Origin of the sequence: Proteus faecis (assembly GCF_003144395.1) — a bacterium.
Lineage (GTDB): Bacteria > Pseudomonadota > Gammaproteobacteria > Enterobacterales > Enterobacteriaceae > Proteus > Proteus faecis.
Genome location: NZ_PENZ01000045.1, coordinates 103844 through 128576 on the forward strand (window position 1 = coordinate 103844; position 24733 = coordinate 128576).

19 protein-coding genes are annotated in these 24733 nt (G+C 36.0%); 9 read left to right on the plus strand and 10 right to left on the minus strand.

Annotated features, from left to right (window positions below; translation table 11 throughout):
* Positions 1–2052, minus strand: coding sequence for a DNA helicase IV (gene helD / locus DK858_RS14375; protein ID WP_109397988.1), 2052 nt, complete (start codon positions 2050–2052; stop codon positions 1–3).
* 114 nt (positions 2053–2166) lie between these two features.
* Here helD and yccS point away from each other — a divergent pair, with 114 nt between their 5' ends.
* Positions 2167–4329, plus strand: a complete 2163-nt coding sequence (gene yccS, locus DK858_RS14380; RefSeq protein ID WP_109397989.1) for a YccS family putative transporter — start codon at positions 2167–2169, stop codon at positions 4327–4329.
* Positions 4330–4398: 69 nt separating this feature from the next.
* Here the strand turns inward: yccS and DK858_RS14385 are convergent, their stop codons facing one another.
* A complete protein-coding gene (locus DK858_RS14385; RefSeq protein WP_109397990.1) occupies positions 4399–5007 on the minus strand; it encodes a TfoX/Sxy family DNA transformation protein in 609 nt (202 codons plus the stop codon).
* A 228-nt stretch (positions 5008–5235) separates the two neighbouring features.
* On the opposite strand from DK858_RS14385, the gene sulA reads away from it, so the two are divergent.
* Complete coding sequence (sulA, locus tag DK858_RS14390; protein ID WP_109397991.1) at positions 5236–5787, plus strand: SOS-induced cell division inhibitor SulA; 552 nt, start codon at positions 5236–5238, stop codon at positions 5785–5787.
* A gap of 348 nt (positions 5788–6135) precedes the next feature.
* Entirely contained in the window at positions 6136–7221 is a 1086-nt protein-coding gene (ompA, locus tag DK858_RS14395) for a porin OmpA (RefSeq protein WP_109397992.1), read from the plus strand.
* A 207-nt stretch (positions 7222–7428) separates the two neighbouring features.
* Here the strand turns inward: ompA and matP are convergent, their stop codons facing one another.
* Complete coding sequence (gene matP, locus DK858_RS14400) at positions 7429–7890, minus strand: macrodomain Ter protein MatP (RefSeq protein WP_109397993.1); 462 nt, start codon at positions 7888–7890, stop codon at positions 7429–7431.
* 362 nt (positions 7891–8252) lie between these two features.
* Here matP and DK858_RS14405 point away from each other — a divergent pair, with 362 nt between their 5' ends.
* From DK858_RS14405 to DK858_RS14425, 5 genes are all read left to right on the plus strand, one after another.
* A complete protein-coding gene (locus DK858_RS14405) occupies positions 8253–9995 on the plus strand; it encodes an AAA family ATPase (protein ID WP_109397994.1) in 1743 nt (580 codons plus the stop codon).
* An 83-nt stretch (positions 9996–10078) separates the two neighbouring features.
* Positions 10079–10597 carry a bifunctional 3-hydroxydecanoyl-ACP dehydratase/trans-2-decenoyl-ACP isomerase gene (fabA, locus tag DK858_RS14410; RefSeq protein ID WP_023581351.1) on the plus strand — a complete coding sequence of 173 codons (519 nt, stop codon included), beginning with the start codon at positions 10079–10081 and terminating at the stop codon, positions 10595–10597.
* A gap of 373 nt (positions 10598–10970) precedes the next feature.
* Entirely contained in the window at positions 10971–11237 is a 267-nt protein-coding gene (locus DK858_RS14415) for a YtcA family lipoprotein (protein ID WP_109397995.1), read from the plus strand.
* 12 nt (positions 11238–11249) lie between these two features.
* On the plus strand, positions 11250–12266 hold the full coding sequence (mdtN, locus tag DK858_RS14420; protein ID WP_109397996.1) for a multidrug transporter subunit MdtN: 1017 nt from the start codon (positions 11250–11252) through the stop codon (positions 12264–12266).
* Positions 12267–12291: 25 nt separating this feature from the next.
* Positions 12292–14289, plus strand: coding sequence for an FUSC family protein (locus DK858_RS14425; protein WP_109397997.1), 1998 nt, complete (start codon positions 12292–12294; stop codon positions 14287–14289).
* Between the two features lie 188 nt (positions 14290–14477).
* Here the strand turns inward: DK858_RS14425 and rmf are convergent, their stop codons facing one another.
* The 7 genes from rmf to rlmKL all read right to left on the minus strand — a co-directional run bounded on the left by rmf (position 14478) and on the right by rlmKL (position 23266).
* The gene (gene rmf / locus DK858_RS14430) at positions 14478–14648 is read right to left on the minus strand and encodes a ribosome modulation factor (RefSeq protein WP_023581348.1); all 171 of its coding nucleotides are present in this window, start codon (positions 14646–14648) and stop codon (positions 14478–14480) included.
* A gap of 472 nt (positions 14649–15120) precedes the next feature.
* Positions 15121–15534 (minus strand): ASCH domain-containing protein, encoded by a 414-nt coding sequence (locus DK858_RS14435; RefSeq protein ID WP_109397998.1) that lies wholly within the window; start codon positions 15532–15534, stop codon positions 15121–15123.
* A 100-nt stretch (positions 15535–15634) separates the two neighbouring features.
* Complete coding sequence (gene pqiC, locus DK858_RS14440) at positions 15635–16207, minus strand: membrane integrity-associated transporter subunit PqiC (RefSeq protein WP_109397999.1); 573 nt, start codon at positions 16205–16207, stop codon at positions 15635–15637.
* Entirely contained in the window at positions 16207–17859 is a 1653-nt protein-coding gene (gene pqiB, locus DK858_RS14445) for an intermembrane transport protein PqiB (RefSeq protein ID WP_109398000.1), read from the minus strand. The genes pqiC and pqiB overlap by 1 nt, the downstream gene beginning before the upstream one ends.
* Complete coding sequence (pqiA, locus tag DK858_RS14450) at positions 17852–19141, minus strand: membrane integrity-associated transporter subunit PqiA (RefSeq protein WP_109398001.1); 1290 nt, start codon at positions 19139–19141, stop codon at positions 17852–17854. The genes pqiB and pqiA overlap by 8 nt, the downstream gene beginning before the upstream one ends.
* Positions 19142–19216: 75 nt before the next feature.
* Positions 19217–21145 carry an ABC transporter ATP-binding protein gene (locus tag DK858_RS14455; protein ID WP_109398002.1) on the minus strand — a complete coding sequence of 643 codons (1929 nt, stop codon included), beginning with the start codon at positions 21143–21145 and terminating at the stop codon, positions 19217–19219.
* A 6-nt stretch (positions 21146–21151) separates the two neighbouring features.
* A complete protein-coding gene (rlmKL, locus tag DK858_RS14460) occupies positions 21152–23266 on the minus strand; it encodes a bifunctional 23S rRNA (guanine(2069)-N(7))-methyltransferase RlmK/23S rRNA (guanine(2445)-N(2))-methyltransferase RlmL (protein ID WP_109398003.1) in 2115 nt (704 codons plus the stop codon).
* A 107-nt stretch (positions 23267–23373) separates the two neighbouring features.
* On the opposite strand from rlmKL, the gene DK858_RS14465 reads away from it, so the two are divergent.
* Positions 23374–24498 carry a YcbX family protein gene (locus DK858_RS14465; RefSeq protein ID WP_109398004.1) on the plus strand — a complete coding sequence of 375 codons (1125 nt, stop codon included), beginning with the start codon at positions 23374–23376 and terminating at the stop codon, positions 24496–24498.
* The last annotated feature ends 235 nt before the right edge of the window (positions 24499–24733 follow it).

Here is a 24733-nt window from a genome sequence, read left to right on the forward strand (position 1 = left end):
CTAAGGTTTTCGCTGTAGAGGAACACCTTGAGATTTTAGTTCTGAAACAAAACAAGATGGCTGTTGTTTATTAAATAATAGCCATACTTGTTTTTTGGCTCTTGTTAAAGCGACATACATTAAACGTCGTTCTTCTGCATTAGGATAATCTTCAACACTTGGCAGTAATGCCAATTCAATAATCGATTCTCTTGCGGGTGCGGGAAAAGCATCTTTACCTTCTTGTAAACCTAAAATAATAACGTAATCTGCCTGTTGCCCTTTTGAAGCATGAAAAGTCATAAACTGTAGATTTAATTTAGGCCAGCGTGTTTTCGCTTTTTTTAATAATTCTGGTTTTAAATAGTGATAACGAGCGAGTAAAAGAATAGTTTCATTCTCTTCCACATAACCACTCATTTTATTTAGTAAATTTTCAAGTTGATCGTCAGATAACAGTACAACAGACTTTTTATTACCTTTCACTAAACTATTTAAAGGTTTAGATAATTGAGCTGGATTTTGCTGAATAAACGTATTGGCAACATTTCCTATCGTGTCATTAAAACGATAAGTCGTATCTAATGCGCATTCAGCCCCTTCACCAAAAGCGTGATGGAAAGAAGTCGTTAATAATAATTCTGCACCACTAAAACGATAAATGGCTTGCCAATCATCTCCTACTGCAAATAGAGATGTTTGTTTATTTTGCTGTTTTAATGCGGTTAATAATGAAGCTCTTAATGGTGAAATATCTTGAAACTCATCAACAAGAATATGTTTCCATGGGCTAATAAAACGCCCTTTTTCAATAAGGTTAATAGCTTGATGTAATAAGCCTGAAAAATCGATCGCATCTTCTTCTTTTAATGCTGTTTTCCAAGCTTTTAATAATGGCGATAATAATTTTAAATGATTTTTAAAGGATTCGGTATATTCGGGATCTACACTTTCAATCAGAGATTTTTGGCTACCACCTTGCATCCTTAATAGACCAACCCAACGCTCTAATCTTACAGCAACTTGGTTTTCTAATTTTTTATCATGCCAAAACTCACCATCAGGGATATCCCATTCAAACTCTTGGGATAACCACTCTCGCCACCCTTTTGCTTGTGCTTTTTTCTGTTGACACTGATCTCGCCACTCACCTAATAATAGAGCTCTTCTTTTTTCACTATTTATTTCAAGCTCACTAATTTTAGGTTGTTTTTTTGTCGCTTGTTGAATAATGGATAATGCCAGTGCATGAAACGTCTTTGCCATAATATCGTTATTTAAACGACTAGAAAGCCTTTCATTCATTTCTTGTGCAGCTTTACGCCCAAAAGCAAGTAATAAAATTTGCTCGGGTTGCGCTAATTGACGACGTAATAACCATCCCGCTCTGGCAACTAATACCGATGTTTTACCACTTCCTGCACCAGCGAGAACAAGAATGTTTTCTTCTCCATTAATTACGGCACGACACTGTGATTCATTTAATGGCGATGATTCAATCGTATTAAAAAATTCCGCATGCTCATTTAATATTTGAGTTACCCAGACAGAATTTTCTTTATTAATAAGTGCTTCACCTTGCTTTAGCCACTCTAAACATTGCTGATAAAGAGTCTGACAATTGTCAAATTGAATAAGGCGTTCAAGGGGTAGAGGTATAGCAGAAAAACTTTCTTTTATAGATTGTTGAATTTCATTAAGTTTAGACTTTTTTATCCATCTATTTGATTGCGTGATTTCATTAATATTATGGAGTTGCTTCTCAAGCACTTGAGCACTTATTTCGCTCATTTCTTTGCTCCAATTTTGCCATGATTGATAAAGATAACGATAAAACTGTTGAGTTTCTTCCCAGTCTGTTCCATGTAGTCGAACAACTTTATCTTCAGGCAATAAAAATTCTAACTCCCCCCACACAATCCCTTTTTTACAGAAAATATTAATCAATTCGTTAAAAGGAATTAAATACTGATGTTTTTCACCACTGACTTCAATGCCTGCATTTAACAATTTGACTCTATTATAAGGATGTTGTGCTAAACGTTGTCCCATCGGGGTGGATTTCAGTTCCATACGTAATTCCTGCAATAAATAACAAATAGTCTGTCGTTAAGCTCTTTTTAATCGGTGATAAACCCTATATTCTAAGAGGTAATTATCTTCATCTTGTTTATTTAAGGGCTTTTTGTGTTCACTTTGCTAAATGGCGCCCGCCGATTTATCTATAATAGCCACTTTTTATATTATATTCGCATAATAATCGCGCTTACAGGAACGACTTTGTTTCCTTGGATTTTAGGGCAAGAGCCTAAATACACAATTCCTCTAACTTTAGGCGTGGTTGCGGCTGCATTAACTGACTTAGATGATAGGCTTGTTGGTCGTTTAAAAAACCTTGTTATCACTTTATGCTGTTTTCTTCTTGCTTCAGCATCTATAGGATTGCTTTATCCCTATCCTATTTTATTCTTTTGTGGTTTAGCTATTTCTACTTGGGGGTTTATTTTATTGGGTGCTCTAGGGCAACGGTACGCAACTATTGCTTTTGGTGCTTTATTAATCGCGATTTATACCATGCTCGGTATGCCTATTTTCCCAGAATGGTATGAACAACCCGTTTTATTGTTATTAGGTGCTATTTGGTATAACTCTTTAACGTTAATTGGTCACTTATTATTCCCAATTCGCCCAGTTCAGGACAATTTAACTCGCTGCTACCAACAACTCGCAACTTATCTTGAAGCTAAAGCGACATTATTTGATCCCGATATCGAAGATGACTATCAACATTCGCTTTATAATTTAGCAATGGCAAATAGCCAATTAATTGACACGATGAACCAAACTAAAGTTACATTATTAAGTCGGTTAAAAGGTGATAGAGGCCAACGTAGTAGTCGTTTCACACTTCATTACTATTTCGTTGCTCAAGATATTCATGAGCGAGCAAGTTCGTCACATGCTCAATACCAGCTATTAAGTAATGAATTACGGCATAGCGATGTGTTATTTCGTTTTCAACGTTTACTTTCGATGCAGGCACGAGCTTGTGAACAAGTTGCACAATCTATTCTTTGGCATAAAAAATATCAGCATAATCCTTCATTAGAACGCGCTATAAATTATCTAGAGAATGCATTAAATCATTTAAAAAATACGACCTCAGAACCACAATTAATAACACCTTTAAATAATTTACTACAAAACCTTCAAGGCATTGATGCACTTTTACGAAGTATCAGTACAGAGCAATACCAAATATCCCATGACCAAAAAGAAGAAACGCAACTTTCTGATGATGGTTTAACTGGATGGCGCGATATTGCACTAAGAATAAAAGAGCACCTCACGCCTAAATCAGCGCTTTTTAGACATGCTGTTAGGATGTCACTGGTGTTATGTATTGGCTATGCCATTATTCAATTTTTCCAATTGGATAGAGGCTATTGGATATTATTGACCAGCCTATTTGTTTGCCAACCCAACTATAATGCTACTCGCCGGCGTCTTACCTTACGTGTGAGTGGTACTATTATTGGTATTTTAATTGGCTTCCCTATTTTATATTTTGTGCCTTCGATTGAAGGACAACTCGTTTTAATTGTAATAACTGGTACGCTCTTTTTCGCATTTAGAACCATACAATACGCACATGCCACACTATTTATTACTTTATTGGTTTTATTAAGTTTCAATTTGCTTGGTGAAGGTTATGATGTTGCCTTTCCTCGTATTATCGATACCTTAATTGGTTGCGCCATAGCATGGTTTGCTGTCAGCTTTATTTGGCCTGACTGGAAATTCCGTCAACTACCTATTGTCATTCAAAAAACAATGACAAATAACTGCTACTATCTTGATGCCATACTTATTCAGTATTACCAAGGAAAAGATAATAGCTTGAGTTATCGAATTGCTCGTCGAAATGCTCATAGTAGTGATGGTGAATTAGCATCCCTGATCTCAAATATGTCATCAGAACCCAAAAGTTATCAATCATCCCAAGAAGTGGCTTTTCAGTTACTTTGTTTAAATCATACCTTACTCAGTTATATTTCTGCACTTGGCGTTCATCGTTCAAAAATAGAAGATGAGAATGTACTTACGTTACTTAATGATACCGTGTGTTATATCGATTCGGCTTTACGTCGTAAAACGCCACAAATCAAAGAATTTAAGCAATCTCATGTAGAATTAATTGAAAGGATCAATCTATTACCTAATGCAGATAATCCTCGCATTCAATTAGTACTCACTCAAATCCGATTACTATTGGATTTACTACCACAAATTATTAGCTGTATCCAAATTATTGAGCAAAGCGAATCAAAAAAACTGCCTCAATCTTAACCTCTTATTGACGTTATTTTCTCTAATTCCCATAAGCATATTAGAGAAAATAACCGTCATATTTTTATCTTATTGGAAAGATAATTCGTTATACCAATCTAATAACTCCATTTTAAGTTGGCTTGGTAATACAGAACGATGGCATCCAATGATAGCTCCGGCCAATGAAAGCAAAAGCTCACTATTTTTCAAATTGTGACTATGCATTAATTTTAAATAACACGCTTTAGCACCGATTAAACGCAACTCTTCAACTTGATTAATGCCAATTTGATTCAATCTTTTTTCTAATATCACACCTAGATTAGGTAAATCTTTTATTCTGCAAGGCTTTTTTCGTTGTCCTAAATATTCTTGAATACTGTAGTGATATGACATATCAATATATTGATCTAGTTTTTGCTGATTCGTCCATAATGAATCCGTTATATGGTAATAACGCAATATAATAGGAATTCCTTTTTTCATATAGGTATAGGAACTCATTTTTGTTGCCTTATAGAGCGTTTCTAAAAAGCCACTCCCCTTTAAATAAAACTCATTATTAGATGTGATAGCAAACATAACATCATCAATCATTAAGCTAACACCACCAAATTGAGACTTTGTTGTTAACTCTCCATATTGTGCAATACGCGATAACAAATGAGCCTTCCTTTGCTCAGGTAAAAATAACATTGAAACTCCAAAACAAACTTTAAGATTTAATTTTATCTTTGAATTCAAAAACATGCATAAGACATTACAAGAAAGACAATAAATAAATTCCTTTTTATTGCCAATAGTTAACAACTTAAAAATAGAAATTTACATGAAATTTGAGAGGAACTTTCAAAAAATGAGCTTGATTTAAGCGAAATATAGATATACTGTATATTCATACAGTGCATATGGAACGAGGTATATATGAAACTCTCAACATCATCTCCGACAAGACAGAACGCCATTCTCCAAGAGATCTCAAATGAGGTATTACCTCTATCTATCCCCTCCACAATGGCGACTGACGATAGCAATAATAAACAAGGCATGGTGAGTGAACTTCTCTACCAAAATCCACTCGTCATTAATCACATCCTTTTACCGTTACTGAAACAGTATAGTCATGAATCACGTTGGTTATTGTGGTTAAACCCACAACAAAAGCTAAACCGTACTTGGTTAAAAAATGCAGGCTTACCACTTAACAAAATAATCCAGTTAAATCATGTGAATATGATAACTACGGTTGATTTAATGGAAAAAGCACTGGTGAGTGGTAATTACAGTGTAGTACTCGGCTGGTTACCAGAAATATCGTCAGAAGAGATGAAACGATTAGAATCTGCTGCCAGTAAAGGAAAAACCCTCGGGTTTATTATGCGGCAGCAAATTAACACGAATATCCATTTAGAAAGTAGCAATACCTCTAAACGACATTTGAATTCTGTAAAAATTCATTCAATTCACTACCATTAGTGAAATTTAAGAGTTTTCCTAATACTCAAAACACCCTTGTATCATTTAAGATAAGTCAAATGTATTTATAACCTAAATCATATAGTTACAATAAATTTAACAAAAATACAGAATCTTTCCCATTGTGGAATAATGCAGATCTTTTTAAAATTTTAAGTCGAATTTTAAAGGATTACTTGTAACTTTTTAAGTTCATTGTAGACTTTATGTCGTTAAGGTTATGCTTTAAATCCCATTTTTTGGGATCATCATTTGATGAAAGTATTGGATTCCTAACAATAATTTAACCAAGGGCAAATAATAAGGCTTAAAGCCAAATGCCTAACTTGGATGATAACGAGGCGTAAAATGAAAAAGACAGCTATCGCATTAGCAGTGGCAGTGGCAGCTTTCGCAACTGCAGCGCAAGCAGCTCCAAAAGACAATACCTGGTATACTGGTGGTAAATTAGGTTGGTCTCAATACCAAGGTACTAGCAACCAATGGGGTGATGTATCTATCGGTAACGGTAATACTCATAAAGACCAATTAGGTGCTGGTGCATTTGCTGGTTATCAATACAACCAATACTTAGGTTTTGAGCTGGGTTATGACTGGTTAGGTCGTATGACTTACAAAGGTTCATACAACAACGGTGCTTTCAAAGCTCAAGGTATCCAGTTAACTACTAAATTAAGCTATCCAGTAATGGAAGACTTAGACGTTTATACTCGTTTAGGTGGTATGGTATGGCGTGCAGATTCTTCTGCAACTGTTAATGCAACTTCAGCAGATACTCAAAGACGTTTCTCTGAAAATGATACTGGCGTTTCTCCAGTATTCGCATTAGGTACTGAATACGCGATCACTCCAAACATCGCTACTCGTGTTGAATATCAGTGGATCAACAACATCGGTGATAAAGGTACTCTGAATGCTCGTCCAGACAACGGCATGCTGAGTGTTGGTGTTGCTTACCGCTTCAACCAAGAAACTCCAGCTCCAGTTGTAGCTCCAGCGCCAGTTGTAGCTCCAGCGCCAGTTGTTGAGAACAAAACCTTTACTCTGCGTTCAGACGTTCTGTTCAACTTCAACAAATCTACTCTGAAAGCTGAAGGTCAAGAAGCTCTGAATGGTCTGTACGCTGAACTGGCTAACATCGACCCAACTCAAGGCCGTGTAGTCGTTATCGGTTACACTGACCGTATTGGTTCACAAAACTACAACCTGCCTCTGTCAGAAAAACGTGCTCAATCTGTAGTTGATTACCTGGTTTCTAAAGGTATCCCTGCAAACAGCATCTCTGCAGAAGGTCGTGGTAAAGAAAACCCAGTTACTGGCAACACATGTGACAACGTTAAAGCTCGTTCAGCTCTGATCGATTGCTTAGCACCAGACCGTCGTGTTGAGATCGAAATCCAAGGTACAACTGAAGTTGTTGTTCCTGCTAAATAATTCAAATAGTAGAATAATCTACTGTTGATGAATTCAAAACCCTGCCACTGGCAGGGTTTTTCTTTTATGGAGATAAAATTAGGTAAAAATCTAAAGGTAAGAACGTTTTCGAAAAGGTACAAGGTATGAAATATGACAATAAAAACAGAGAACAAAAACCGCTATAACAATAAACGGTCGAAACCAGTAAGAGAAAATTAATTTAACTTATTTTTCTTTATCACGTACTAGTAACTCAATAAGCCCATCTTTTAAACTATGCACTTTTAATGCATATTGCTCTTTTCTCTCAGCGTCTTCAATTAATTGCACTATTGTTTCTGATAATGTTATTCCTCTGCGTTGTGATAATGCAGATAAACGTTGCCAAACTTTAAACGTTAAATCGATTGATTTTTTGCGTGTGTGTTGATGCTCAGCATTAAAATAACGTTTTCTACGAGCTCGAATAGTTTGCTTCATCCGATTAGATAAGTCAGGATTCATATGCAAATCTATCCACTCTAAAACTTTTAATGGTTGCGATTCAAGAAGCAACAATTGCTCAACAACTTCATCCGCAGCACTTTTTTCTATATAACGGGTAATTAATTCACCTTCACGGTGTTTTTTTACTAGATAGGCCCATTTCCAACCACATTCTAGGTTCTCTAATTGTTGATATTTCATACAACCCCCGTGACAACGTAACTATATACTAGCATATCAACAATTTTACAAAAATACTTCCACAGAACCGAAATTTTTTGACTATTTTATAAACGAAGTTATTTTAGATAATCTTTCTTATCAATTAATAACAAGCCTTGATAAGGGATAGTTTTCTGGGCACGTTATGATAGAATCGAGCGTCGCTATCATAAAACCTTAATGGCCAATTTTATTAACTCGTCATTATAAGGTCATAGCGATACATATTCCCTGCCTATGCAGTTGATGACAGTTAAAGAACCGTCTTATTGCAGGATAGATATCAATTTATACGATATCTAATTATCTCTTTTCACTAACCAATAATAAAAACGGTAACCTTGAAAAACAACGAATTAGAATGGCAGGCGTTACGTCCTGATTACGCCTCCTACCAAACTTTCTTTCAATCAGCATCTCAATTACCTGCATCTCTACTTCGTGAGGTTCAACCTCGCCTGTATGAAAGCCTGCAATGGTTAAACAATGCAGATTCAGGACAGTTTATGCTGTTAAAAGCGGATGATTCAACTGCTTACTTTGATATGCTGACAGACACACTAATGCAATCAGGGATCAAAACTGATCCTGTTGTTGGTAGTTATCAAGCAGAAACCAATAAAATCGATTGGCAAGAAAATGTACAAGGTGCATTTTCATCATCAGAATCTATTACTTGCTGCCAATGGATAGAGCCAGAACAACTCTTTGGCTCATTCTATTGCCATAAAGATGAAGTGACCCTCAGCCCCGGCTTATTGCATAAAGTAAATGGTGGCATCTTAGTCCTCTCTATAAAGTCTTTACTTACACAACCACTCATGTGGTTCCGCCTTAAAAAAATGGTTGAAGAACAGCGTTTTGAGTGGCTAGTTTGGAATGACAATCAATCTCTGCCTTTACCTATTGAGAGTATGCCACTCAATCTTCGCGTTATTTTAGTAGGTGATAGACTTAGTCTTGAAGAGCTTGAATTTATGGAGCCGGAGCTAAGTAGTACTGCTTTATATGGTGAATATGAATACGACATGTATTTAGAGAACGAAAAAACTCTTTCTCAATGGTGTGGTTTTGTAAACTCACTGTGCCAAAAATATCACCTACCTTCTTTATCTGCGGATGCTTGGGAAGTTTTGCTAACACAAGCAGCAAGACAACATGAAGATCAACTAATACTGAGCCTAGATTTAGAATGGATCTTACGCCAGCTTCGTTATGCAATGCGTTTTAATCATGATGCTTCTTTAAATGCTGATGCATTAAAAAAAGCAGAAGAAAATCGCCTATGGCGACACAGTTATTTGTTAGAACGCAGTCGTGATGAGATTTTACAAGATCAAGTTATGATACAAACAGAAGGTGAAGCTATTGGTCAAATCAATGGGCTTTCTGTTTTAGATTACCCTGGATATCCTGATTTAATCGGAGAACCGACTCGCATTACCTGCGTTGCACATATAGGTGATGGTGAGTTTACGGATGTTGAGCGAAAAGCCGAGCTTGGTGGCAATCTTCACGCGAAAGGCATGATGATTATGCAAGCTTACTTAAACTCAGAATTGCGTTTAGACCAACCTCAGCCATTTAGCACTTCGATTGTTTTTGAGCAATCATATGGTGAGGTTGATGGTGATAGCGCCTCTTTGGCTGAATTATGTGCTTTTATTAGCACACTGGCACAACAGCCTATTGATCAGCAAATTGCTGTTACAGGCGCCGTCGATCAATTTGGCCAAGTTCAACCGATTGGTGGCGTAAACCAGAAAATTGAAGGCTTCTTTGATATCTGCCAACAAAGAGGATTAACAGGTGCACAAGGCGTAATTATTCCTCTCGCCAATATTCGTCACCTTGTACTTAACGAGAATGTGCAACAAGCAGTAAAAGAGGAAAAATTTCATATTTGGCCTGTCACACATGTAGCGGAAGCCATAACGTTACTAACTCGTCAGCCATATTATGAAGAGCAATGTGAACCAGAACAATCAGACTCACACTTGTTAGCTGTTATTCATGATCGTATAACACTTGCAAATAATCAAGATAGACCTAAATTACCTTGGTTCTTACGTCTATTCAGATAATTCTGTTTCAAGTGATCGGAGTTGTTCAGCGTACAAGTGTAAGCTATTCTGTTGTCTTACACTTGATAAAGGCTATATAGACAATGGTTGATAAACGCGAATCTTATTCTAAAGAAGACCTCATTGCTTCAGGCCGTGGTGAATTATTTGGCCAAGATGGCCCACCACTGCCATCTGGTAATATGCTAATGATGGATCGCATCATTAAAATGACAGAAGATGGCGGCACCCATAATAAAGGCTTTATCGAAGCAGAATTCGATATCAAGCCAGATTTATGGTTCTTTGATTGCCATTTCGTCAATGATCCTGTTATGCCTGGTTGCTTAGGCCTAGATGCCATGTGGCAACTTGTTGGCTTCTATCTTGGCTGGCTTGGTGGCGAAGGTAAAGGTCGAGCACTTGGTGTTGGTGAAGTAAAATTCACAGGACAAATATTACCGACAGCAAAAAAAGTTACCTATAAAATTGATTTCAAACGTGTTATCAATCGTAAACTGATTATGGGTATTGCTGATGGCGAAGTGTATGTTGATGGTAAGCTGATTTATGAAGCAAAAGACTTAAAAGTTGGCTTATTTAAAGATACAACTGCATTCTAAATCGATAGTAACTCATAAACAAAAGCCTACTCTATACTCTTTTTAAGATTAGGCTTTTTTATTTCTGTTATAAAAATAAAATCTCTTCTCATCTATTTTTCATCCTATCTATCATATTGAAAACTTGCCTTTCCAAAAAAGCATAGTGATAACATTTTGATTACGTGAGTAATTTAATCTTATTCATATCATAACTCCGAATTTCATCTATTCTTTGTTTTTATATCAAAGATAAATTTAACATTTAAAAGTTAAACAAAGACTATAAATTTAGCTTATTGTTATATTTTTAAATAATTTTTGTGCAATAATGAATAATATTACTTATTTTAATAAGCCATTTTTATGCGTCATTATTAGAAAATAGGATGTTATGAATAATATAAAAAAATTAGTAGCAACTGTATTAATGATATTATTCCTTACAGGATGCTCACCTGCCCCTTCCATTGTATTATTTGGTGCATCATTTCCTGATTGGTTATTATGTTCTGCTATTGGCGTTTTAGGAATGATTATCATTCATATCATACTATCCAAAACTAAAGGACACTTCTTTTTGTACCCTGTTATTATTGTATATCCTTGCGTTACAGCATTAATTTCAATGTTAACTTGGTTATTATTTTTTCCTAAGTAAAAAGGACTAGAAATGATATTAGTACGTAAAATATATAGCCTATTACTTCTATTAATCACATTAATTGTATTAGGGATAGTGCTTTGGAATGTTAATAATGCGCCAAGAACAGATGATGCTTATATTTACGCAGATACAATTAATGTAGTACCTGAAATTAACGGTAAAATTATTGAGCTTCCTATCGAAAATAATCAATTAGTCAAAAAAGGAGACTTACTTTATCGAATAGATCCTCAGCTTTATCAAGCTGATTTAAATTATAATTTAGCTAAACAAAAAACGCTTGAAGAACAAATAAAATTAATGCAACGCTCAATCAGTTCTCAAGAAAAAAATGCTGAAGCTATTCATGCACAAGTTGAAAGTGCAAAAGTTCAATTTTTACAATCTCTCGATTCATATAATCGAAAACTCCCTTTGGTTAAAAAAGGCTATGTTTCTAAAGAAGAGATAAATCAAGCATTAACAAAGAAAAATAGTGATGAGGCTATCTATAAAGCTTTACAGTTACAAGCCAAACAAGCGATTCTAGCTATTGATGGTATTGATGCTTTAGAAGCTCAACGCAATGAAGTCATTGCTCAAATTGAAAAAGCGAAGTTTAATTTACAATATACAGAAGTCAGAGCCCCTTTTGATGGCATAGTAACATCACTAAAAACCACTGTAGGACAATATACCTCCCCCTCTCAAGCCATTATGACCTTGATTGATACAAAACAATGGTTTGTCATCGCAAATTTCCGTGAAACAGATTTAAAAGGACTTCATAAAGGCTCTCCAGCACAAGTGTTTGTTATGAGCGATACAAATAAATCTTTTTCTGGTGTTGTTGACTCAATTAGTTATGGTGTCGCACCCACAGATGAAGGAATAATTATTGGCAGTTTACCGTCAGTAAGTCGTTCTATTAATTGGGTTCATGTCTCACAACGGTTTCCTGTAAAAATACGTATTGCTGATCCTGATCCTGATTTATTCCGTATTGGTGCTTCTTCCGTTGTCATTATTCATCGCGATAAATGATAAGTCATTAAGGAAGAACAAAATAATGAAAGAGAACTCAATTTTAGAAAATATTCATAATGCTTTATTACCTTACCCGGGAAGAATGAATCAAACAGTACGCACAGTGATATCATGCGTTTTTGTTGTAATTATTTCACTGTCCCTGCAAATACCATATATTCCTCTTTCTATTATTGTTGTCTTCTTTCTAACTCAAACAAATATTGTTATTACAAAAATAATCGGATTTTTATTTATTATTGCAGGTACATTAGCAATATTGGTATCTCTTTTAATCATTATTATAACCTGGAACTCTCCTTTTCTCAGAATATTACTTTCCTCTCTTGTTTTTCTAATTAGCTTTTTTTTAATGAGAACAACAAAAGTCGGAATTCTCTTTTATATTATCTCAATCGTTGTTATTTATTCACAATCACTTGTTGATATAGCACCTAATGCAGAACTACTTGTTAGATCAATTTTATGGGTTTGGGTTTCTGTTATTTACACTATAGTAGTTACACTGATAGTTAATACACTTTTATTACCAATTGAACCCGAAAAACAACTTACTAACTTTCTAATTTATCAAATTAAAATTATTAATAAGTGTATTAATCCTACAATTTCATCTACTGAAAAAGATCATAATATTGTTCAAGTCGGTATGGATCTACAGGCCATGTATAAATATCTACGCTTTAGTATTATGCGAGATAAAAATAACACACTAGATAAACAATACTATATTGAAAAAATAACTCTTATTTCTGAAATTCGAAATTTATCAGCAAAACTACCTCAAGAATTAGCTAATGAGGAAGATAAAATATTTGCTACACAACTAGCCAATACGCTAGAAAATATAATGTTATCACTAGAAAAAAAATCATTATCTGAACAAGATATAATTGATTATAAAACTACAAATAATGTAATTTTAAATAGGATCTACTCAGCACTAAAAAGGTATTTAGATAGTGAAAAAAATTACCTTAGTAAAGAGGAAGTTGAATCAATTTTAAATAAAGTTGATCAACCTAAAGAACGTTTTTGGATCGAAGATGCCTTTACTAATAGTCGATACATCATTTTTGCATTAAAAACATTACTTTCTGTATTAGTTAGTTATTTTATTTATACATTAACTGATTGGACCGGGATTAGCACCTTTATGTTAAGTTGCTTGATTATTGCTCAACCTGGATTAGGCAATGTTCAACGCAAAGTTATTTTACGTTTATCAGGAGCGGTTATTGGTGCTGCTTTTGCGCTATTTTCAATAATGTTTATCACCAACCAAATAAATTCTATTTTTGGTTTATTATTATTGATAATTCCCGTTTTTTTTCTTGCTGGATGGGTGGCAACGGGCCAAGAAAATATTAGCTATGCAGGTATTCAAATAGCATTTACATTTTCATTAGCTTTATTAGAAACAACAGGCCCTGTTTATGAACTTACAGCTGTTCGTGATCGTATTATTGGTATAATTTTAGGTATTATATTAGGTAGTATAATTCATATATTTATCTCTCCAGAGAGAGAAGGATCGATAATTTTAGGGAAACTTGCCTCTATTATAGAATTAGTCAGAAATGAATGGAGCCCAAAAAACAAGCAAGAGATGAAGTTAACACGCGAAGATATTGCAATAAAACTCTTTGAATGTAATGAATTTATTTCACGAGTAAGTATTGAGCCAACATGGGTAAATAATGAAGGATCACACGATAGTTTTAATCAGTATACACAAGAGATTTTCTATTTATTAAAAAATATTATTTATAACTATGAAAAATTACTTTTACAATTTGATGATAGTAAAAAAACAATGGATCATAAAACGATAGAAAGTAACACTGAAATTATTAATCAATATAAAAATAATTTATTCCTCATAACACTTAGATTACAAGGTGCCCGTACTAATCGCCCACACTACCCTGATCTTAATAAAGTTAAAAATAATAACTTAAAAGAATTAATGCAAAACTTTGAGCTAAGCATGAACAGTTTCTTTAATTTAGGTCGTTAATCTGTTTAATTGTAAAATTATAAATGTAAAAGGCTTACAACCTGTGTAAGCCTTTTCCTTTTATATTCAAATTATGCTGTGTTCAATGTGAGCACAGAAATATATAAATAACCCTCATTTTGATTGTCAGCAAAATATTAGTGATAATATTCAATGTAATTATTGTTTATTTCACTACGGCGAATTATTTATTTTACCAGACTTGGGCGATCTTCCATGGCCTGTCGCCAACCGCCAAGCCAATGTGAACGCGCATCAATGGCGAAATAAGGGCAAAGTTCTTTTGAACGGCCTTGCATACCAGCTTGATAACCTTTCGATAATGCTCTTGCTAAACGATCTCGTTTCTGTCTTTTCATATCTAGACAACCCTCACGTTCTAAGTTTAAGCGGAAAGATAATGATTGTTTTTTCAACAACCACTATAAATTGATACGCTTTATTGAGCATTTAAGCAAGTAAAGAAGTTAATACAAATGTCATATTTGTGATGTTGAGCTAACTATAAATTTAATAACCAACATTATTATTTATTTTATTTAATACTTTATTAAAGAGGTTATCTCATTCGTTTATAAGTCGTAGTTGGATGAGGTTTAACTTATTGATATTTATAAACATAAATAAATAAAAATGAATTTGGTTACTTTCATCTTATATAATCAATAAATTAAATAAGATAAATTGATATTTATTTTTAAGTTTATGTCAATATAAGACTTGGTTTATAAGTATTAATTTTTGCTCTATTTCTATTTTTTTCATAGAAAACTCTTTTTAATTACCTTGTTTTATTAAGGAATTAGCCATCATTGAAGGCAAAATAAGCTATTAATACCTCTTACATACTTCTATTAATTCAAACTCTTCAAATACCAACTCCATATCTTCTGAAAAATAACCTTCTCGATTAAAAAACGCTTTATGTCCTTCTTGCCAATATGCCAAGCTTAAATCCCCTTCACCTTCTCTCTTAGCCAGCTCTGCTGTGACTTCATTAAATCGAATTAACTGCAAAGAACGTGTACGAATAACACAAACAGGCTCATTTTTACTGTTGAGAATAATGTTAAAACCACCAATAACTGGAATAACACTGTCACTAAAAAAACCACTTAATGAACTACATGTTGCCGTTTTTTTTCCTTCTACCACCAGCATAGCAAGTTCATCCGCCAACTCAGGGTTATCACCAAATGACCAACTGATTGCAGTGGGATATTTCTTTTTCAGGGTTTCTAACATATTGTTTTCTCTGTTATTATTTCAAATAAACAAAACCCAATATTCAACTTAAATACAATTTAAGAGAATATTGGGTGTGAATAAATATAATACTAAGTCGCTAGTATTGAGCTTGAATTGCTTTCGCTATATCAGATATAACTTGCTCCCATCCCTGCCCTAATGTGCGCACTAAAGCAGGGTAACCATCTTCAGTTTGTGGTAGAACTAAAGAGAATGGCTGATTAATCACTTTATTATTTTCAGTATAAATCCAATCACCTGAAATAATTACCTGTCCATCATAACGGCCTTGAAAATAATTCACTGTGACCGTTAATTTCGCTAAGTTATCTTCAACAGGCTGATTTGCAACAACAGTACCTGGCAGTGCTTTTGTTAAACCAGAAATAAGATTCTGCTGTAATTGCTGATCAAGTGGATTAATCCATAGATGCTGATTAGCCACGGTATAATTAATATCCGTCGTTTGATAAACAATTCCTGCATTTACTAACATATTAGACAAACGGATCGGCTGAACCCAAATTTGAGGCTTCTTGGCTAACTGTGTTACCGAGCTTTGTTCTGACGTGCCCCCTTGATAAACATCAGGTAACTGATAATACGTTTTATCAATCTGACTTGAACATGCTGTTAACATCAATACAAATACCCCAATGATGTATTTCATTATTTTTCAGCCCTCTTTGGTTCTGGATCTTTACCTTCTTTCGCTTCAAAAATCAATGCGTTGCTTTTATTGTTCAATGTTTTCAATAAAGGCTGCATCTCTCTTAGCACTTGATCAAGCTGTTGCATATTATCAATCATTTTTCCATAAGCAGGAGAACCCGGTTGGAAGCCTTGCATACTACGATTGATCTCTTTCAATGATTGCTGAATATCGCTAGGAAGATTTCTAAATTCGTCACTGCCAATCATCGCATTTAACGACTTCAGCGTTTCTTTCGCTTCACTGACCGCTTTTTGGCTTTCAGATAATGTTGCAGTCATTTCTTTAAGCATTGGTTCAACAGGAAGATTGTTGATCTTATCCAGTGAGGTCATCACTTTTTGCTGAATTTGCGCTAAACCAGAGCTAACCGTTGGAATTTGTTGGATACCAGCAACTTCTTGAGGCCCATCCCATTTAGCTTCATCAGGGTAGAAATCAAGATCAATATAAAGTGCCCCTGTTAAAAGGTTACCTGATTTCAATGATGCTCTTAATCCATTCTTAGACGCAAAAGTAATTTCTTTAACGAAGTCGAAACTCTCACCGACATCATTAGCAAAACGTTCTGGTTCAACATGAATAAGAACGGGAATACGAAAATCTTTATCCAATGATTGTTGCATACCCTTAGTGTAATAAGGCACTTGTACAACCGTTCCCATTCGAATTCCGCGGAATTCCACAGGCGCTCCTGCTTGCAATCCTCTTACAGAATCAGAAAAGAACATGATGTAGCTACGATAGTCGGTATATAACGAGTTTTGAATACTCTTTTCATTATCGTAGAGTTTAAATTCTGTTTTAGGTTCAATAGGATCACCTGGAACCCATCCCGCAGGAACATCAAAACTAACCCCCCCACTAAAGAGTGTAGAAAGTGATGCCATTTCAACCCGTACACCCGATGAAGACATATCAAAAGCGATACCTGAATCTTTCCAGAACCGAACATTTGATGTCACCATTTTGTCATAAGGCGCTTTAATAAAGAGTTGATAATGCATATCTCGACTCTCAATGTTGAATTCACTGGTTTCAACAGAGCCGACTTGGTAACCTCTAAATAAAACAGGATCACCCGCATTTAATTGGCCTGCGCCTTCACTTACTAAATTGATACGAATACCTTTTGCATCTGGTGAAGCTAACGGTGGTGAATCAAGAAGATTAAACTCATCTTCTTCTTTACCTTTTAATCCTGGTTGCAGTTCTATGTAAGCCCCAGAAAGCAAGGTGCCTAGTCCCGTTACACCCTCTTTACCAACTTGAGGTCTTACAACCCAAAATGCAGTATCTGCGCGTAATAACTCTTTCATCTCTTTATCAAGGCGAGCCTTAATAATAACGCGACTAAAATTACTATCGAGTGAGACACTTTCAACTAAACCGATATCTACACTGCGGCTTTTAATTTTGGTTTTACCAGCTTCAATGCCATCTGCATTATAGGTAATTAATGTAACTTCTGGACCCTGATGGCTGAAATGATAATAAAGTATCCACGCACCAATCAGTAAGGTGACAAGTGGTATGATCCAAACTGGAGACCAGCTTTTTAGTTTGTTAATTTTTGCTTCAGTTAAAGCAGTTTCATTCTTTTCAGTCACCCTTAGGCTCCTTAATCGTGGGTTTATCATCTTCGGTTGTACACTTATCCCACGTCAACCGAGGATCAAACATCATTGCAGAGAACATAGTTAATACTACAACCAATGCAAATAGCACCACACCAAAATCAGGATAGATGCTCATCAGACGTCCCATTCTGACTAATGAAGCTAAAACAGCAATTACGAATACGTCAATCATCGACCAACGCCCTACATATTCAACAACTTCGTAGAGAAAATGCATTCTAGCAGGATCTCTTTTTCCATTAGATTTATGTGCATCCCAACACAACCAAGCAATTGCTACCATTTTTAAACTTGGTACCATAATACTGGCAATAAATATCACCATCGCAACAGGATAAGAGCCGTCTTCCCAAAGCAAAATGACCCCAGCCATAATTGTGGAGTAGATATCATTACCTAATGATTCAGTCACCATGATAGGCAATAAATTAGCGGGAATATAAAGAATAAGTGACGTAATCAACAAAGAGACCGTCCATTGTAAACTTTTCGGCCTTCTTGCATGTCCTTTTACTTCACAACGACTACATTCATATTGATCTACTGGTAAGATTGCCGTACATGAGCGACATAACCTAACCCCTTGCTTTAATCCTGATTGACCTGATTCAATATTAGGGTAATTTGGGCGAGGTTCTAATTTTTCCCATAAAGTATGTCTATCAAGACACTGGAATGCTCGAATTTGAAATAAGCAATAAAGCACATAAGGTAGAAAACTAAGCCCTAGACCAATATCACCATAGGCCATTAATTTTACAAAACTAACTAAAATTCCCGCCAGAAAAATTTCCGCCATACACCACGATTTTAATTGAAATAAAATACGTGATAACCAAATTTGTAGCTTTCTAGGTAATTGAATTGGTGTACAAAGAAATAAGATTGCCACCATACAAAAAGCTGGCACAATTTGGACAAACAGTAAGAAAAATGCGCCTAATTCGACGTAATTTTCACTAAACATAACCGTTGGGATCTGCATCAATGTGACGTTGTTGGCGATACCAGCCACTTCCATACTGACGAAAGTGAACTGGCTTGCCATTAGCAACATAAATAATGCGCTGATTGCTAATGCAACAGGTTGATAAAAAGGCTGGCGCCAACGTGCAATTAATACAGTATGGCAACGAGGGCATGTTGCTTTTGTTCCTTGTGCTAATTGAGGAACACTGACCACCAGATCGCACTGAGGACATAATATTTGCTCATGTTTATGTTCATGACGATGTTGTTGACCAGAGCACACAGCGACACCTCTTATCAATAAAAAAATATTTAATCCAGAAAGTAAAACGGGGCACGATGCCCCGTTTTCGGTTGGCTATTCGCCATTTTGCATCAATTCTAGCTCTTGCCATCGGTCAAAAGCCGCTTCAAGCTCTTGTTCTTTATCTGCAAGTGCTTTTAAGACTTTTTCTGTCTCTTCATGAGGACGAGTAAAGAAATCCGCCCCACTCACTTCCTCTTGTAATGCACTTAATTGCGTTTCTAAGCTTTCTAATTTAGCAGGCAGTTGTTCAAGCTCTCGCGTCAAATGATAACTTAACTTATTAGAACGCGTGTTCTTTTTAGAGCTATCTTTCACTTTTGCTTCTTTTTCAGCTTTTTCTGGTACGTTGCGTGATTTGCTGGTTTCACTCTTTAATGAAATCGACTGTGCTCGTTGTTGTTGCGCATCGTAATATCCACCAACGTAGCTGTTAATAACACCATCACCTTCAAAAATCCAACACTCAGTAACACTATTATCAACAAACTCACGATCATGGCTAACCAGTAAAACGGTGCCTTGGTAAGCATCAACCAACTCTTCTAGTAATTCCAATGTTTCAACATCGAGATCATTGGTTGGTTCATCGAGAATAAGCAAGTTACTTGGTTTTAAGAATAAACGAGCCAGTAATAGACGGTTTCTTTCTCCGCCTGATAGGGCACGAACTGGCGTCATCGCACGTTTAGGAGGAAATAAAAAGTCTTGCAAATAGCCAAGTACATGGCGAGGACGACCATTTACCATTACCTCTTGCTTACCTTCAGCAAGGTTATCCATCACTGTTTTATCAGGATCAAGTGTTGCACGATGCTGATCAAAGTAAGCGACTTCAAGCTTAGTCCCACAATGAACTCGTCCACTATCTGCTTTTAAATCGCCTAGCATGAGTTTCAATAAAGTGGTTTTACCGCAACCATTCGGCCCCACCAGCGCAATTTTATCACCTCGCTGTACTTTGGCTGAAAAGTCACGAACTAACTTACGCATTCCAATGCTGTAATTAACATCTTCAAGTTCAAAAACAATTTTACCAGAGCGAGTTGCTTCTTCGACCTGCATACGTGCACTGCCTAATACTTCACGGCGCTCACTACGCTCAACACGTAGTGCTTTTAATGCTCTTACACGACCTTCATTACGAGTACGTCGTGCTTTAATACCTTGGCGTATCCACGCTTCTTCTTGTGCTAATTTGCGATCAAACTCTGCGTTTTGTTGCTCTTCAACACGTAATGCTTCTTCTTTACTTTCAAGATATTTATCGTAATTTCCCGGCCATGAAGACAATTTTCCACGATCAAGATCGATTATACGTGTTGCCATATTACGGATAAATGAACGGTCATGAGAAATAAATACGATACTTCCTTGAAAGTCTTTTAAGAATTTCTCAAGCCAAAGGATCGTTTCAATATCAAGGTGGTTTGTTGGTTCATCTAAAAACAGCACTCTTGGTGCACTAACTAATGCTCGTCCCAATGCTGCTTTTCTTAACCAACCACCAGATAAAGAAGAAAGCTCAGCTTCACCATCTAAACCGAGTTTTTCTAGCACTTCTGCAATTCGGCTATCAAGTAACCATAAGTTACGACTATCAAGTACTTCTTGCAGTTCTGCCATTTTATTGAGATTTTTATCAGAAGGATCTGTCTCAATCAATTTAGAAATATGGTGATAAGCCGTTAGGTATTTAGCATCTTCTTCAACACCTTCTGCAACAAAGTCAAAGATAGTACCTTCAATATCTCTTGGTGGATCTTGCTGTAAGCGAGCAGTCACAAGATCTTGCTCATAAACAACTTGGCCATCATCTAAAGGTTGCTCTTTAGATAACACTCTTAATAGCGTTGATTTACCCGCACCATTGCGCCCAACTAAACAAACGCGTTCATTTTCTTCAATAAATAAATCGGTGCTATCTAATAGAGGAGCATCACTGAAAGATAAATAAGCCCCTGTCAAACTAATTAACGGCATTGTAAATTATTCCTCACCAACATGCGTTAGCAGCCAGCAATTGTGAATTTGGCGGTTACGAGCAAAATCTTGTGATAATGTTTTCTGTGTTATCTCTTTTGCACGCAATCCAATTTTTGCTAACTCTTCATGTTCCATTTTGAATCCACGTTTATTATTTGAGAACATAATAGTTCCACCTTTTCTCAACAAACGTTTCAGATGTTTCATTAGTTCAATGTGATCACGCTGTACATCAAAGGTGTTTTCCATTCGTTTTGAGTTAGAAAACGTAGGTGGATCGATAAAGATCACATCAAATTGTTCGTTACTCTGCATTAACCACTGAATACAATCCGCTTGCATTAAACGATGTTGTCTACCTGATAGGCCATTTGCTTGGAAGTTTTTCTCAGCCCATTCAAGATAAGTGCGTGACATATCCACTGTTGTTGTGCTTTTTGCACCACCAATTCCTGCATGAACAGAAGCCGTACCGGTATAAGCAAAAAGATTTAAGAAGTCTTTTCCATTGCTCATTTCACCCAACATTTTTCGTGCAATACGGTGATCTAAGAACAACCCTGTATCAAGATAATCAGTTAAATTTACCCAGAATTTTGCACCAAACTCGTCAACTAAGAAAAAATCACCTTTTTCAGCCATTTTTTCATACTGCTGTTTGCCTTTTTGACGTTGGCGTGTTTTTAAAATCAGTTGATCAGAACGTAATGCCAGTACTTCCATTGTTGCGCTAATTACATCGAATAAACGCTGACGGGCTTTGTGTTCATTAACAGTTTTCGGTGGCGCATACTCTTGAATAACCACTTTATCGCCATAGCGATCCACAGCAACATTATATTCAGGTAAATCAGCATCGTATAAGCGATAACATTCAATTTGCTGTTGTTTTGCCCATTTCGCGAGTTTTTTCTCATTTTTACGTAAACGGTTTGCAAAATCTTCCGCAAGCCCAGTGTTAATCGTTGATGGTGTATCAGAAAGTAAATAATTCTTTTGTACACAGTCAAGAGGACCATTTTTTGCTTTAAACTCTCTTTCAGCACGTAATTGGATGCAACTTAACAATTCAGGTGATGCACTAAACAGTGACAATCTCCAACCTGGGAAATGTGCTTTTACCGCTCTTCCTAATTGGCTATGTAATGCAATTAATGCTGGCTCACTTTCTAAACGCTCACCATAAGGTGGATTACTGATAATTGTCCCTTTTATTTCTGTTGAGACTGGATTTGTCAGTTTAGCGGCATCGCCATGAGCAAACGTGATCAGTTCGGCAACATCTGCTCTGCGGGCATTAGCTCTCGCCATATCCAATACACGTTTATCAACATCAAAACCATAGAAACGCGCAGTGGTATTCTTTTTACCTTCACGGAAACGAGCAAAAGCTTCATGAGTCACTTCTTTCCATAGTGCTTCATCATGACCTAACCAATGACGGAATCCCCAATGCACACGATTTAATGCGGGAGCACAATCCGTCGCCATCATGGCGGCTTCAATTAATAATGTACCGGAGCCACACATTGGATCGATTAATGGTGTATCGAGTTTCCAGCCTGAACGCATAATAATTGCAGCAGCTAAATTTTCTTTTAAAGGCGCTTGACCCGTTAAGTCACGGTAACCACGTTGATGTAAACCATCACCACTTAAGTCTAAAGATAGAGAGGCTTTTTCTTTATGAAGGTGGATAGTTAAGCGGATATCAGGAGATTGTTTAGCGACATCTGGACGTTGCCCTATTTTACGTTGAAATGAGTCAACAATGGCATCTTTCGCTTTTAATGCACCATATTGGCTGTTACGAATAATGTCATTCGTGCCGTTAAAGTGGATAGCAAAAGTCTGATCAACTGTAAAAATCTCACTCCAATCAATTGCCTGCACACCAAGATATAAGTCTAGATCACTATAAACATTGAATTCATTTAACGGCAACATAATGCGTGACGCTAAACGACTCCAAAGTAAAGACTGATACATGGTTTTATCATCAGCACGAAAATAAACACCGCCTTGAGTTATCTGGCAAGCCTGAGCACCAAGGTGTTCAAGTTCAGATTTTAATAGTTCTTCCAGACCTCGGCCTGTGCTGGCAAACAGAGAGCGCATAATATTGTTACCACCTAAAATAAAATTGTTGGGCATTATAGCTAATTGTATTACGTTGTCATAAAGTTACTGGCTATAAAAAATAATAATGTCTTTTGGGAGCACTGATGATCAACGTTTCACGCCTTTATATACACCCAGTTAAATCAATGAAGGGAATTCGACTTTCTCATGCATTTGCTCGTGAGAGCGGATTCACGTTTGATCGCGATTTTATGATAACCACCCCAGAAGGGACTTTTATCACGGCACGAAAATTTCCCGTTTTGCTGTGTTTTATTCCCACTGTCATGGCAAATGGTATCTATATTCAAGCACCTGATGGTGAAGGTATTGCTATCACCTATCAAGATTTTGAGACCACATTGCAACCGACAGAAGTTTGGGGCAACCATTTTACCGCGTATGTGGCTCCAGATGAAATAAATCAGTGGTTCAGTCGTTATTTAAAAATGGCCGTTCAACTTCGTTGGACTGGCGAAAAATCGACACGCCGAGTGAAAAAAAATCCAGAAACCGCTGTTTCTTTCGCTGATGGTTACCCTTACTTATTAATTAATGAAGCTTCATTTCAATACTTACAGCAACGTTGCCCCGCTTCAATTAATATTGAGCAATTTCGAGGTAATATCCTCATAACAGGTGCAAAGCCTTTTGAAGAAGATACTTGGCAGACTATTCGGATTGGCTCTGTAGTGATGGATCTGATGAAACCTTGTAGCCGTTGCATCATGACCACAATTAGTATTGATAAAGGTGTTAAACATCCTAACACAGAACCACTCGCAACACTGCAAACATTCCGTAGCGATGAAAAAGGTGATGTCGATTTTGGTCAAAATGTCATCATTCGTCAAACGGGTATTATTCGTGTGGGAGATACTGTTGAAGTATTAGCTTATAAAAAAGCAAAACAATATCTTGTAACAACACCTGTTGAAACACAATCAACACCTATGGTTAAAAATACCCAAGAACAAGCTGTTAGTATCGAGTTTAATGGTGAAGTTTTTGAAGGCAATAATCAAGAAGTGCTATTAGAACAGCTTGAAAATAATGGCTATGCTATCCCTTATAGTTGCCGAGCTGGCCTTTGTGGCTCTTGTGTTATCCAATTAGATGAAGGTGATGTTAATGCATTAAAAGCTGGCGCAATTAAACGCTCAGGTAAAATCTTAGCCTGTAGTTGTGTTCCTAGCGGTAATGTGAAACTTTCGCTTAATAGAAAATAAAAATCAAATTGATATGAACAAATAAATTAAATAAAAAAATCAATATAAACACAGTTATGTATGATATATATCGTTATCGGTAAACATTAAATTGATTAATTGTACCTCACTCATATATAACTGAGTTTATTGAATTCTTAGGCCAAGTAAGCTTCCCCAATATTCATTGCATTGTCAGTCGTTATGATTTGCCAGAAAAGTATTACCTTATTAAGTATAAAGATAATGGAAAGGA

What these genes read in the sequence shown, in the direction of transcription:
- DK858_RS14415 (WP_109397995.1), top strand. Translation starts at nt 10,971, where the DNA reads ATGAATAATATAAAAAAATTAGTAGCAACTGTATTAATGATATTATTC.
- helD (WP_109397988.1), bottom strand. Translation starts at nt 2,052, where the DNA reads ATGGAACTGAAATCCACCCCGATGGGACAACGTTTAGCACAACATCCT.
- fabA (WP_023581351.1), top strand. Translation starts at nt 10,079, where the DNA reads ATGGTTGATAAACGCGAATCTTATTCTAAAGAAGACCTCATTGCTTCA.
- pqiC (WP_109397999.1), bottom strand. Translation starts at nt 16,207, where the DNA reads ATGAAATACATCATTGGGGTATTTGTATTGATGTTAACAGCATGTTCA.
- matP (WP_109397993.1), bottom strand. Translation starts at nt 7,890, where the DNA reads ATGAAATATCAACAATTAGAGAACCTAGAATGTGGTTGGAAATGGGCC.
- DK858_RS14435 (WP_109397998.1), bottom strand. Translation starts at nt 15,534, where the DNA reads ATGTTAGAAACCCTGAAAAAGAAATATCCCACTGCAATCAGTTGGTCA.
- ompA (WP_109397992.1), top strand. Translation starts at nt 6,136, where the DNA reads ATGAAAAAGACAGCTATCGCATTAGCAGTGGCAGTGGCAGCTTTCGCA.
- mdtN (WP_109397996.1), top strand. Translation starts at nt 11,250, where the DNA reads ATGATATTAGTACGTAAAATATATAGCCTATTACTTCTATTAATCACA.
- sulA (WP_109397991.1), top strand. Translation starts at nt 5,236, where the DNA reads ATGAAACTCTCAACATCATCTCCGACAAGACAGAACGCCATTCTCCAA.
- DK858_RS14465 (WP_109398004.1), top strand. Translation starts at nt 23,374, where the DNA reads ATGATCAACGTTTCACGCCTTTATATACACCCAGTTAAATCAATGAAG.
- rmf (WP_023581348.1), bottom strand. Translation starts at nt 14,648, where the DNA reads ATGAAAAGACAGAAACGAGATCGTTTAGCAAGAGCATTATCGAAAGGT.
- DK858_RS14425 (WP_109397997.1), top strand. Translation starts at nt 12,292, where the DNA reads ATGAAAGAGAACTCAATTTTAGAAAATATTCATAATGCTTTATTACCT.
- DK858_RS14455 (WP_109398002.1), bottom strand. Translation starts at nt 21,145, where the DNA reads ATGCCGTTAATTAGTTTGACAGGGGCTTATTTATCTTTCAGTGATGCT.
- rlmKL (WP_109398003.1), bottom strand. Translation starts at nt 23,266, where the DNA reads ATGCGCTCTCTGTTTGCCAGCACAGGCCGAGGTCTGGAAGAACTATTA.
- DK858_RS14385 (WP_109397990.1), bottom strand. Translation starts at nt 5,007, where the DNA reads ATGTTATTTTTACCTGAGCAAAGGAAGGCTCATTTGTTATCGCGTATT.